The organism is Psychrobacter sp. JB385 (genome assembly GCF_900163785.1).
In the GTDB taxonomy this organism is placed as follows: Bacteria; Pseudomonadota; Gammaproteobacteria; order Pseudomonadales; family Moraxellaceae; genus Psychrobacter.
Genome location: NZ_FUKN01000014.1, coordinates 67,483 through 79,759, shown reverse-complemented (window position 1 = coordinate 79,759; position 12,277 = coordinate 67,483). Strand labels below are relative to the sequence as shown.

The 12,277-nt window shown below is 44.8% G+C and carries 8 protein-coding genes; 7 read left to right on the top strand and 1 reads right to left on the bottom strand.

What is annotated here, in order from left to right; genetic code table 11:
* Positions 1-166 precede the first annotated feature (166 nt).
* From yidC to CZ794_RS11420, 5 genes are all read left to right on the top strand, one after another.
* On the top strand, positions 167-1,855 hold the full coding sequence (yidC, locus tag CZ794_RS11440) for a membrane protein insertase YidC (RefSeq protein WP_087041747.1): 1,689 nt from the start codon (positions 167-169) through the stop codon (positions 1,853-1,855).
* Between the two features lie 275 nt (positions 1,856-2,130).
* Positions 2,131-3,510 (top strand): tRNA uridine-5-carboxymethylaminomethyl(34) synthesis GTPase MnmE, encoded by a 1,380-nt coding sequence (gene mnmE, locus CZ794_RS11435; protein WP_087042173.1) that lies wholly within the window; start codon positions 2,131-2,133, stop codon positions 3,508-3,510.
* Between the two features lie 87 nt (positions 3,511-3,597).
* Entirely contained in the window at positions 3,598-4,059 is a 462-nt protein-coding gene (gene nrdR, locus CZ794_RS11430) for a transcriptional regulator NrdR (RefSeq protein WP_062845766.1), read from the top strand.
* A gap of 138 nt (positions 4,060-4,197) precedes the next feature.
* Positions 4,198-5,253: a bifunctional diaminohydroxyphosphoribosylaminopyrimidine deaminase/5-amino-6-(5-phosphoribosylamino)uracil reductase RibD gene (gene ribD / locus CZ794_RS11425; protein WP_087041746.1), complete on the top strand. Its 1,056-nt coding sequence runs from the start codon at positions 4,198-4,200 to the stop codon at positions 5,251-5,253.
* Positions 5,254-5,696: 443 nt separating this feature from the next.
* Positions 5,697-6,371: a riboflavin synthase gene (locus CZ794_RS11420; RefSeq protein ID WP_087041745.1), complete on the top strand. Its 675-nt coding sequence runs from the start codon at positions 5,697-5,699 to the stop codon at positions 6,369-6,371.
* Positions 6,372-6,446: 75 nt separating this feature from the next.
* Here the strand turns inward: CZ794_RS11420 and CZ794_RS11415 are convergent, their stop codons facing one another.
* Positions 6,447-9,335: a response regulator gene (locus CZ794_RS11415; RefSeq protein ID WP_087041744.1), complete on the bottom strand. Its 2,889-nt coding sequence runs from the start codon at positions 9,333-9,335 to the stop codon at positions 6,447-6,449.
* Positions 9,336-9,541: 206 nt separating this feature from the next.
* On the opposite strand from CZ794_RS11415, the gene fmt reads away from it, so the two are divergent.
* On the top strand, positions 9,542-10,624 hold the full coding sequence (fmt, locus tag CZ794_RS11410) for a methionyl-tRNA formyltransferase (RefSeq protein WP_087041743.1): 1,083 nt from the start codon (positions 9,542-9,544) through the stop codon (positions 10,622-10,624).
* Positions 10,625-10,690: 66 nt separating this feature from the next.
* On the top strand, positions 10,691-12,268 hold the full coding sequence (locus CZ794_RS11405) for a transcription antitermination factor NusB (protein WP_087041742.1): 1,578 nt from the start codon (positions 10,691-10,693) through the stop codon (positions 12,266-12,268).
* Positions 12,269-12,277 lie beyond the last annotated feature (9 nt).

Genomic DNA, 12,277 nt, shown 5'->3' with positions numbered 1-12,277 from the left:
TTATCCACACTCTTGGTATCATTTAAAGCAGATTTTTAGTAAAATGATGCACATTTTATGTAAATGACTGCCAAAACTGTTGTCACATCTCAAGACGATCAGGGTGGGTGGTCATGACACATGCCCTAATTTTTCATTCCCTAATTTTTTAATCTAGGAAAGGTTTATGCAAAAGATATTTCGGGTGATGATCATCATTGCGATGTTAATCACCGCTTATCTGCTGATTTTGGCATGGCGAGATGATTATGCCGATGCGCCAGCTGTAGATGCGGTGCCAGAAACGACTGCTTCAGTAGGTGCTGACATTCCTTCTACCACTGGGGCCGCAGGGGATATTCCGGCACAGACACAACCTGTCGGTAATGACATTGTGACGGCTACCCCTGCTTCTGCTCAAGACACAGGTTTGATCACGGTAACCACCGATCGCTATGATATAAAAATCAGTCCAGAAGGCGGTGATATTGTTTATGCTGCTCTCAAACAATATAACGCAACGCTCAATAGCGAAAAGCCTTTCGTATTGCTAGAAAACAATAGTAATCGCGTGTATGTGGCTCAATCTGGTCTTATTGGTCCAAACGGTATCGATACAGCAGATGGCCGTGCTATTTATAGCCATACAGCAAATAACTATGTAATGGAAGAAGGGCAGCAAACCCTGTCTGTGCCGCTGACTTACAAAAAAGACGGCGTGACAGTCACTAAGACCTTTACTTTCACTGCCAACAAATATCCGATTGATATTAGCTATAAAATTCAAAACGCCTCTACCAATGCGTGGCAAGGCCAGATGTTTGCACAGCTAAAACGTGATGATAGTAAAGATCCTGGTATGTCTGATAAAGGTGCGCTGAGCATGGCGACCTATTTGGGCGGAGCTTGGGGTACGCCTGACGATCCTTATAATAAGCTGAAATTTAAAAACTTCAGCGATGGTGAGTTAAACACAACCAGTGATAAAGGTTGGGTTGGGATCGTACAGCATTATTTCGTTTCTGCATGGACCCCTGAAAACTTTACAGGTAAGTTCTTTAGCCGCGAGACTGGCAACGATTACTTTATTGGTTTCAATAGTCAGCCAGTCAATGTAGCACCAAACAAGCAAATCACGTTGAATGCCACGCTGTATGCTGGTCCAAAAGTACAGTCTGAGCTTAAAGACGTCGCTGTTGGTCTCAATAAAACGGTTGATTACGGTCTACTTTGGCCAATATCAAAAGTCTTGTTTGCTATCTTGGAAGGTGTGCATAAAGTTGTTGGTAACTGGGGTTGGTCAATCATCATACTGACCATTTTGGTTAAAATTGCTTTGATGTGGTTCTCTAATAAGAGCTACTATTCAATGGCAAAAATGCGCGCTATTGCACCAAGACTAAAGACATTAAAAGAAGAGCATGGCGACGATCGCATGAAGATGTCTCAAGAAATGATGGCTATCTACAAAGAAGAGAAAGTCAATCCGATGGCAGGTTGTTTGCCAATCTTGATGCAGATGCCGATTTTCTTAGCCTTGTATTGGGTATTGGTTGAAAGTGTTGAGCTACGTCACGCCCCTTGGATTCTATGGATTCAGGATTTGTCAGCGATGGATCCATGGTTTATCCTACCGTTACTGATGGGTGCGTCGATGTTTGTACAGCAACAGCTGAACCCACAGCCCGCGGATCCAATGCAAGCAAAAGTGATGAAGTTCCTACCGATTATCTTCACCGCTTTCATGCTATTCTTCCCAGCTGGTTTGGTACTGTACTGGACAGTGAACAACTTATTCAGCATGACCCAGCAATATATCGTCAATAAAAAAGTTGAAGAAGAGCAAAAACGTCGTACGGTTAAGGTGCTCGATTAACTGACAAGCTCGTAACAATATAAAAAACCATCGCTTATGCGGTGGTTTTTTTATAGGCGACAATTCTATCCACAACTTAAACTTTATCCACAGCTTATCAACATACACGCAAAAACATCGATGATTGCACAAGCTTTCAAAGTTTGCTTTGTCAGTCTGCATCCAGCCGTCTATAATGGGGTTTTTAGCTACTGAGAGTGATTGTGGATTCCTTAGAGAGGGCATTAACCGTACCCCATTCGTCTGAAAAATCTGATTCATCTGGAGCGACCACGATTGCTGCCATTGCAACGCCGCTTGGTCGTGGTGGGGTCGGTGTTATTCGTTTATCAGGTGTCCGTGCCTACGAAATGGCTTGTACCCTCACTGGTAAATCTGCTTTTACACCGCGTATGGCCAGTTTTTGCCGCTTTTATCAGGCTGATGGTACCGTCATTGATGAAGGGTTGGTGTTATATTTTAAAGGCCCGCATTCATTCACTGGCGAGGATGTGATTGAGCTACAGGGTCATGGTGGCATGATCCTACAGAATCAGTTGCTTGCACGTGTATTTGAGCTGGGTGCAAAACAAGCAAGTGCAGGAGAGTTCTCTTATCGTGCTTTTGACAATGATAAATTGGATTTGGTACAGGCAGAGGCGATCGCCGATGCGATTGATGCGACCAGTGCGGCAGCTGCCAGTAGTGCCATTCGCTCTTTAAGTGGTGAGTTCTCTCAAAAAATCAATCAGTTGTTAGAGCAGCTGATTCACTTGCGTTTGCATGTGGAAGCAGCGATTGATTTTCCAGATGAAGAGGATGTGGATTTTTTGTCTGATGGCGTCATACAAAATAATCTTGAACAAACACAGGCTAAGATTCAGCAAGTATTGGCGACTGCCAAACAAGGTCAGCTATTACGTGATGGTATCCATGTGGTATTGGCAGGCAGACCAAATGCAGGTAAATCAAGCCTACTCAATCGATTGGCAGGGCAAGAGAGAGCGATTGTGACCGATGTGGCTGGTACCACTCGTGACACGCTACAAGAGACGGTTGTGCTCAATGGTTTGACATTACATTTAACCGATACTGCCGGCCTGCGCGAAACAGAGGATACGGTTGAGCGCATTGGTATTGAGCGTGCGCGTACGGCAATTACTCAAGCTGATATGCTGCTGATGGTCTACGATGTGACCCGTGATCTGGAAGAAGAAAGTACTCCACTACAGCTTGCTGAGCAGTTGTTTGGAGCGCTACCAGAAGCCAAGCGCCTGTTGATCATTGCCAATAAAAGCGACTTACTAAGTGACAGTTACACCGAAAAAACCGCGATTGCTTCAAAAAAACAAATAGAAAGTCGAGGATATGAGCAAGTCAATGTTTCATGTGAAACAGGTGCTGGTATTGATACACTGATTGAGGCGCTATGTACCAAGGTAGGGTTTCACCCACCAGAGAACAGCTTAATTGCTCGCACGCGTCATATAGATGCGCTACGAAGAACGGCAGATTATTTGGCAGAGGCACACGAGCAGCTCACCGTATTTATGGCAGGTGAACTAGTTGCTGAAAGCTTACGTCAAGCACAGCAGAGTCTGGGTGAGATCACGGGCGAATTTAGCGCAGATGATTTACTCGGTAAGATATTTGGTAGCTTCTGTATTGGCAAATAATTCATAGACATGCCGCTTGGGTAAGTCGATTGATAACGATAATCCAGTAAGTGCGGTACTTGCTCTTAACATAATAAGGAAGATGGAATGCACTGTCCGTATTGTAATGCGTCAGACACGAAGGTTATCGACTCGCGCCTTGCTGCGGAAGGGGCGCAAGTTCGCCGTCGCCGCTCTTGCAACAGTTGCCAAGAGCGCTTCACCACTTTTGAGATGGTCGAGGTAGTGATGCCAAGAATCATCAAATCAAGTAGCAAAATTGAGCCTTACGACAATGAAAAATTGCGACGCTCTATTTTATTGCCACTGCAAAAACGTCCAATTACTATTGATGAGCAAGAGGCAATGATTAGCCGTGTTGAGAAGCGCGTCAGACAAATGGGTGAGCGTGAGATTAGCAGTAAAGTCTTGGGCGAGATCATCATGAGTGAGCTCAAAGCATTGGATGATGTCGCCTATGTACGCTTTGCCAGCGTGTATCGTGATTTTCAAGACATCGATGCCTTTCATCAAGAAATCGCCAATATTCGCCCCAATGAAAAAGACTAAAGCGTGGGTGAGTATCGTCTTATGATTGGACTATCTTTTGATGAAAAGTGCCTCTCTGTTTTAGATACTTTTGAGCCCATACTTTTTTCAAAGCACCATTTTCTCAACCACACTCGCCAACTCTTTTAAGCCACCTTTATGCCAACTCAAAACCACGCTCTAGATGCTCAAGACCGTTACTTTATGATGCTTGCCATTGAGCAAGCCAAGCATGGTTTGTATACCACAAGACCCAACCCAGCTGTTGGCTGTGTCATCGTTCAGGCAGAAACAATCGTGGGCCAAGGGTTTCATCCCAAAGCGGGTGAGCCACATGCAGAAGTATTTGCAATCAAAGACGCAGGTGCGCAATCTATCGGTGCGACGGCATATGTGACATTAGAGCCATGTAGTCATACAGGACGTACGCCGCCGTGCGCACTGGCCCTGATCAAAGCAGGCATAAAACGTGTCGTGATTGCAGGTCTTGACCCCAATCCGCAGGTCGCAGGTCGCGGTGTAGATATCTTGCAGCAGGCAGGAATCGAGGTTAGAGTGGGCGTCCTAACCGCGCAAGCAGAAGCGCTTAATCGCGGGTTTTTAAAAGCCATGCGTACTCAGATGCCCTATGTGCGCCTAAAAATAGCAACCAGTCTAGATGGTCGTACGGCAATGGCTTCAGGTAAATCAAAATGGATTACCTCAGCCGCCGCTCGCGAAGATGTGCAAGAATTACGTGCACGCAGTGGCGCTATCATCACTGGCAGTGAAACCGTCATTGCTGATGATCCTCAGCTCAACGTACGCTCTACGCACTTGGGCGTTTCGTTAGATAAAATACCAACGCCGAAAGTCATTGTGCTGGACAGACGGCAACGGTTGAGCCATAACCCACATTCTGAGTATCAGCTCTGCCGTCTTTCAGAGACGCTTTATTGGCGTACTGATGATTTGACCGCTCTACTAAAAAATCTGGTGAGCGAGCATCACTGTTATGATGTTTTAGTAGAGGCGGGCGCTGGTATTGCGGGCAGTTTCTTAAGTCAGCAGTTGGTCGATGAGTTAGTTGTTTATCAAGCACCTTGTGTATTGGGCAATGCAGCAAGAGCCATGGTCGAGTTCAATCCGTTGAGCTTAGCACAGCAATTACGGTTTGAGATAGCGAGTCATGAAAAGATAGGGCATGATATGAAACTAACCCTATTGCCGTTATAGATTGAAATGTGACTCTAAGTTTATTGGTTTCAAGATATTTATCCACAATCTACGGACAGTGCGCCTTAAATGTGGATAAATCGTAATAGGGACAATAGGTTTCACATGAAACTGTGTATAACTTTGTTTCACATGAAACTTATATAAAGATTTTTATATACAGAATTGACAAAAAATTTATAATTATCAATGTCTTAAGCTTGTATTAATTCTATACCTTACAAGTTTGAAAATATAACCAATTTGTGGATAACTTTTAAATAAGACCAATTTTCATTGGTTTAAAGTCTTATCTATTTTTACTTATCCACAACTTATCCCCCTAATACGCTTGAAAAACGGTATATCTTCCTAAAGATAGAAGTACGCCATTTACAGCTACGATAGATAAAAATCAAGATATAGTGTCTATCATGACAATATCACCACAAGATGAGGTCTGTATGTTTACCGGAATTATAGAGAGTGTTGGAAAAGTGAAGTCTATGCAACCGACGGGTGGCGACATACGTTTGACAATAGAGTCAGACGAATTGGACTTTAGTGATGTGAAACTGGGAGATTCTATTGCCTCAAATGGTATTTGCCTTACCGTTGTAGATTTTGGTAGTAATCACTACTCTGTTGATGTTTCACGTGAAACTATCGCCCGTACCGCATTAGAAACGCTGAAAGCAGGTCATACAGTCAATCTAGAAAAAGCCATGCTACCCACCACGCGCTTCGGTGGTCATATCGTTGCAGGTCATGTAGATGGCGTCGGCATCGTTAGTAAACTACAACAAGACGCACGGTCCATCTATATCGAAATCGAGATACCGCAAGAACTTGCGCATTATACAGCCACCAAAGGGTCTATCACCGTTGATGGTATCAGCTTAACGACTAATCTTGTACGCGACAATATCGTCTCTTTAAACATCATCCCGCACACGGCCCAATTCACCAATATCGCTCAGCATTGGCTGGTTGGTAATAAGGTCAATATCGAGGTGGATATCGTCGCGCGTTACTTAGAGCGCTTATTGAGCAAATCGCAAACTGGTGGCATGAATGCACCAAGCCCGCAAAGCCAAATTACAGAAGCTTTCTTAGCAGATAACGGCTTTATGAAATAAACTTTTTGGTAGAGTGCCAATCCATCCCTATTAGGATTAAATTATGTTTTTGTGAGTCGCTAGTCGAAAGGTTGTTTAGGATGCTGTTATAAAAGCCTGTAAAACCGTCACTAGCGCTTCTTTATTAATGGGTTTGGTTAAAAACTCGTCCATACCTGCCTGTATGCAAGCCTCGCGATCCTCTTGGGTATTGTTTGCAGTGAGCGCAACGATAGGAATATTATCACCTTGCGCACGGATCGCTTGAGTGGCTTGTAAACCATCCATGACTGGCATTCGACAGTCCATCAAAATCAATAAAATCTCATCACGCTGACTCTTTAGACAGTCGAGCGCTTGCTGACCGTCCTCCGCAACGATACTACGATAGCCCAGTTTGGTGAGCATTTTGCAGGTTATTTTTTGGTTGGTTGGACTGTCTTCCACCACCAAAACCAGTGGAAGGGGTGCTTCTTCATTAGGAAAAACACTGCCCAATTTGTTTGCTATGGTTAGCAGCTGAGTGCTGCTTTCTTCATGTTCCAAAGGTTGAACCAGTTTTTGCCTGGCTGCCGAGGTCAAGCGCAGCATCTCAGAGAGCAATAGCGTCATGTCCAGCGGTTTGTTCAAAAAACCATCGTATTTGCCTAGCAGCACAGAGGGGATACGGCGCTCAGGTTTTATACTAAACAATATTTTTGGTAGCGATGGGTGAGTGAGTAAGGTGTTTAAAGCCTCTTGTCTGTCACGATTACTCGATGCTTCGCCTGCCATTTTTGTAGGTTCTACTACATCATATTCTATATTGATAGTTTCTAGATTTTGATGTTCTGTGCCATGCTCGTCTGACGTGTCTATTACGATGGGGGTGGTAATCGTCTCATAGTATTCATAATCCAATAGCACTATCGGCACCAGTGTTGGGTGTATCTGCGCCAATTTGTCGGTGAGTGATTGGATAGCAGCCAAGTCTGTAGAGGTATAAATAGTGGTCGACACAGACAAATAGGTGCACAAGCGCTGTATTTTTGTAGCGACCAGAGATTGATTGACGATGGCAATGAGGTGAATGTTCGTCAGTTGGGGATTTTGGTGATAAATGGGTTGATAGTTTGGTTTACGGCAAGGCAGATATAGGTTAAAGATGCTCCCTTTACCTACCGTACTTTTTAATTCAATAAAACCGCCCAGTAACTGAGCAAAGCTATTGGCATTGTTTAAACCAATCCCTGTCGTAACGGTATTTTGCTCTATGCGCTCATGAGCTTGTTGATTGTTTTGAAAAAGGCTTGTCATCAGCGTTTTCTGTTTGTCTGCTGATATGCCAATGCCTGTATCTTCGATACTAAAACGGACCCAGTGAGACGATGGTTCTACTAACACGTTCTTATTGGAGGGCAACACGTGATCTCTACCAATTTCCATAACCTGAGCTTTGGTCACGCGATCAATGATGAGAGAGACATGGCCTGAAGTGGTGAATTTTATGGCATTTTTTAATAAGTTCAACAGTATCTGGCGTAGCCGAATGTCATCAGTGTGGATACAACGTGGACAGTCTGGCATAAAGAAATAAATCAATTCTATGCCTTGCTGCCGCGCATTATTGATGACTAGGTTGTTGATCTCTTGTCCCAGCTTATAGATATCTATTGGCTCGATAGTAAGCCGCGTTTTTCTGACTTCCACCTCTTCTATACCGAGCGTACTATTGAGCATGGTCAGCATACTTTGACTGGCGATGATCAGTGATTTTAAGATTTCATGCCGTTCTGGCGTCAGGGTAGAGGGATCAATTGGTTCAAGCAAATCGATCATTGCTTCTAGTGGTATACGTAGTTGATACCCTGTCAAAGAGCGCAGCTTATTCAACTCATCAAGCTTTTGTTGCAGCTGCTGATTTTGTAGCTGTAATTGTTCGGTTTGGTTGGCAAATTCATGGACGTTGCTCAACAGTACTGTGAAACCATGAATCTGCTCATGTTCACCAAACCAAGGCGTGACGTGAAGCTGGTACGTTTGCCTGTTTTGTAAGCCATAAACGATCAAGGTACGAGTCAATCGTAAGCTTGCCAACGTCTGTAGCAACTGCTGAGTAGATTCGTCCTTACCCGCCACAAAATCTGTCAGCTCATAACGCTTATCCTCTTGCGAGGATTCCATAAAAATCTGCTCAAAACGTTGGTTAAAAAAACTGATTTGACCATGACGCATGATCATGAGCATCGGCAAAGGTGCTTGCTCGACCAAACGCTCAAGGCGATGAGTGAGGGTTTTGATACGGCGATAGTCATTGTGCAGCTGATAACTGACGCGGCTTAACGCATGACCTAGATACAAAAACTCAGGCGTAGAGTTTTTGTGCAAAAATGGCGGCGGGCTATAGGCTTCTTTTGCATGGCTACTCAAACTTTCGGTGTAGCTCAGTAGTTGCTCCCAATTATTGCGGCGACTGAGCATATAGATAAGTGCAATCATAAAAAACATAATCGCTGTCATCAGTGGCAACCAATAACGATAAGATATCCAGTTAATAGCAAGCGGCTTATGACGCAATATGATATAGACTTGGTGGCCACTTTTGAGCTTAATAGTGCCTGTTAGGGTGCGATTGCTTAGCGTATAAGCGCTATGACTTTTATCATCAAAGGGCGAGAGGATAATAGGAAAAGTGACAGTGGCAAATGCCGGCTCATTAGAACGGACATGCCGATGAATATACGTCTGCCCAGAGGGCATCATAAAAATCAGCTGATAACTGATATCTTCAAATGATGGTTGTTCCAAAAGCGTTTTGATCTCAGTGTTTACTGGGATGGTATGATTGGTGATTTCGTGCTGTAAGGCATGAAACGTATCGACACTCTGTTCTTCATTGTGCTGCTTTATATCATAAAAAAGTGTGAAGTAATACAGTGCAAGCATCACTAGCACCGTCAGTCCATAAAATAGAATTAAGCGTTGTAAGGACTGAAACTGTTGCATGAAAGCGTGGTCCTATGTCGACACAAAAAGGCACTATGAATAAATAATAAGCTCAGCGTGATATAGGATCTGCCGAATCCATTCAGGTTTTTTTATTATAAAGACAAACAGTGTCATTAGTCACGTCCGATTGCTGCTATTACAATCATGGCACAACATTGCAAACTCCCCTATAATGGGGAATCACCCACATATACTGCCTGATTATGATTACAAGTGCTTCGACTACGACTGCTGCGGTCTCTGATTTGTCTGCTTCTCTTCCTACCAACCATCTTGCATCTGATCAACGATTGAGAGTGGTGTTCGCTGGCACGCCTGAATTTGCGGCGATCAGTCTGGAGTCGCTCATCAGTCAGCAAGACGTGCTGAATATAGACATCGTCGCCGTCTATACACAGCCTGATCGTAAAGCAGGACGTGGTCAAAAACTGTCTGCGTCGGCAGTTAAGCAAGTCGCATTACACCATGATGTAACAGTCGAACAGCCAGCTACTTTCAAAAAATCTAGCGTGGAGGGCATGGCGGCACGTCAGACATTGCGGACGTATCAGCCTGACGTCATGATTGTGGCAGCCTATGGTCTTATTTTACCGATTGGTGTATTGACCACGCCTACCCATGGTTGCCTAAACATTCACGGCTCATTGTTGCCACGCTGGCGCGGTGCGGCGCCTATCCACCGTGCGCTGCTGGCAGGAGATGATGAGACGGGTATTACCATCATGCAAATGGATAAAGGGCTTGATACAGGCGATATGCTGTATAAGGTCAGTTGTCCCATTGAAGCAGAAGATACTGCATCGAGTCTGCACGATAAATTGGCCACGCTTGGGGCAACTGCGATTACCACGGTATTGAAAGATCTATCCCATTATCAGGCACAAGCAACAGCTCAAGATGACACGCAAGCCAATTATGCCGAAAAGCTGATCAAAACCGAAGGCGAGATTGATTGGACACAACCTGCTGCTACGATTGAACGTCAAATTCGCGGATTGACGCCATGGCCGGGTGCCTACACTTTTTTAGACGGGCAACGCGTCAAAATACTCTCGGCATTACCTGTTAATACAACGCAGCAAACAGATAAGCCTGCTGGTACCGTCGTGAGCGTTGGACGCAAGGCAATCTTGGTGGCCTGCGGTAAAGAAACTACTCAGAAGAGCGCTAGTACGTTGGCTATTACGAACTTACAGTTCGCTGGTGGCAAGCCGATGACGGCTGAACAAGTCTGTCATGGCAATCAGCTCAACGATGGCGATCAGCTCACAGCAGAATCAAAATAGCGCTAACCACATTTCATCTTACTTGCATAAGGCGTTATCAATCATACGTCAAGGAAATCCAATTTAATGAGAAACACCAGCAGCACGTCTAAAAACAATGCGCCGAGAAACAATAAGCTGAAGCCGTCAAGCAACCTAATCATGAACGGCAGCGTGCGCGTGCGTGTGATTCGCACCTTATTGGCCATACAGAACGGTCAGTCCCTCTCAAGCGTGCTTGATCCCTTATTGAACAGCTTGCACGATGGTGATAAAGGCTTTGCGCACGCGTTGTTGCTCACGACGCTACGTCAGTGGCACGCGCTTGCACGTCTGCTCGATACCTTAGCGGACAATCCGATTGACGAAGTTGAAGTTCGTACGACGATCCAAGTGGGCTTGGTACAATTATTGTATTTAGAAGTGGCCGATCATGCGGCCATTCATGAAACGGTGGAAGCGGTTAAAGAGATTGAGTTTGCTCATGCTAGTGGTCTGGTGAATGCTATTTTACGTAAAGTCGCTAAAAATCCCAGCAAATTCCGTAAGAAATGTGATAAAAAACACAGCTTGCCAAACTGGCTCGCTTATCAGCTCAAGCAGGATTGGAGTGAGCAGTATGATGAGCTGACTCAAGGCCTCCGCCAAGCGGCACCAATGTTTTTACGAGTGAATACGGCTGTTGGCTCAGTAGAAGATTATCAGCACACATTGGATGGGGCGGAGATTGACGCAGACTTGGTTGAGCTGATGAGCGGTATCCGTTTATCGAACGCATCAGTGGCGACGCTATCGACGACAGGATTAAGACTGCATCAGAGCACTGCCGTAAATGCGCTGCCTCATTTCGCTGACGGCGCTGCTAGCGTACAGGATATGCATGCGCAGCTTGCCGCACCGATTATTAATCAAGCCTTGATGGCTAAGCTTAGCGCTGAAAGTTCTGATGCTAGCGATAATGAAAAGAGCCATGAGTTACATATCTTAGATGCTTGTGCTGCCCCTGGTGGCAAGCTTGCTCATTGGTTAGAGCTGTTAAATTCAGCAGAACAATCGCCGTTGTTTCACGTGAAACAAACGGATTCAGAAAGTACGTCGCCAGTGTCTAGTATTAAGCTGACCGCTATCGATAACGAAGCGCCGCGTATCGAACGTATTTATGACAATTTGCAGCGTTTGAACTTAACGCAACAAGACTTAACGCAATCTGAAACCACCAATATTGCCCTCAATATCGTGTGTGCGGACGCCACTAGATGGCAATCTGCTAGTAAAAAAGATGCCAGCGAAGCAGTGTTTGATGCCATATTGCTGGATTCTCCCTGTACCGCGACGGGCGTGATCCGCCGTCATCCTGATATCAGTATTTTGCGTACTGAGGAAGATATTGAGCAAACGGCCGTTTTGCAAGCCGATATTTTGCACAATTTATGGCCACAATTAAAAGCAGGTGGTTATTTGCTCTATGTGACGTGCTCTATCTTAAAGCAAGAAAACGTCGAGCAAATGCAGGACTTTATCAAGCATCATGACGATGCCGTCGCGATTGAATTTACCGAGGATTGCAATTGGGGTATCGCGCAAACGATTGGTCGCCAGTGCTTACCGATTGATGGCACCAGCGGCGATGGCTTTTATTATGCGTTGTTGCAGAAGAAAGTTTGAGCAAGGAAA

What these genes read in the sequence shown, in the direction of transcription:
- yidC (WP_087041747.1), top strand. Translation starts at nt 167, where the DNA reads ATGCAAAAGATATTTCGGGTGATGATCATCATTGCGATGTTAATCACC.
- nrdR (WP_062845766.1), top strand. Translation starts at nt 3,598, where the DNA reads ATGCACTGTCCGTATTGTAATGCGTCAGACACGAAGGTTATCGACTCG.
- ribD (WP_087041746.1), top strand. Translation starts at nt 4,198, where the DNA reads ATGCCAACTCAAAACCACGCTCTAGATGCTCAAGACCGTTACTTTATG.
- CZ794_RS11420 (WP_087041745.1), top strand. Translation starts at nt 5,697, where the DNA reads ATGTTTACCGGAATTATAGAGAGTGTTGGAAAAGTGAAGTCTATGCAA.
- CZ794_RS11415 (WP_087041744.1), bottom strand. Translation starts at nt 9,335, where the DNA reads ATGCAACAGTTTCAGTCCTTACAACGCTTAATTCTATTTTATGGACTG.
- fmt (WP_087041743.1), top strand. Translation starts at nt 9,542, where the DNA reads ATGATTACAAGTGCTTCGACTACGACTGCTGCGGTCTCTGATTTGTCT.
- CZ794_RS11405 (WP_087041742.1), top strand. Translation starts at nt 10,691, where the DNA reads ATGAGAAACACCAGCAGCACGTCTAAAAACAATGCGCCGAGAAACAAT.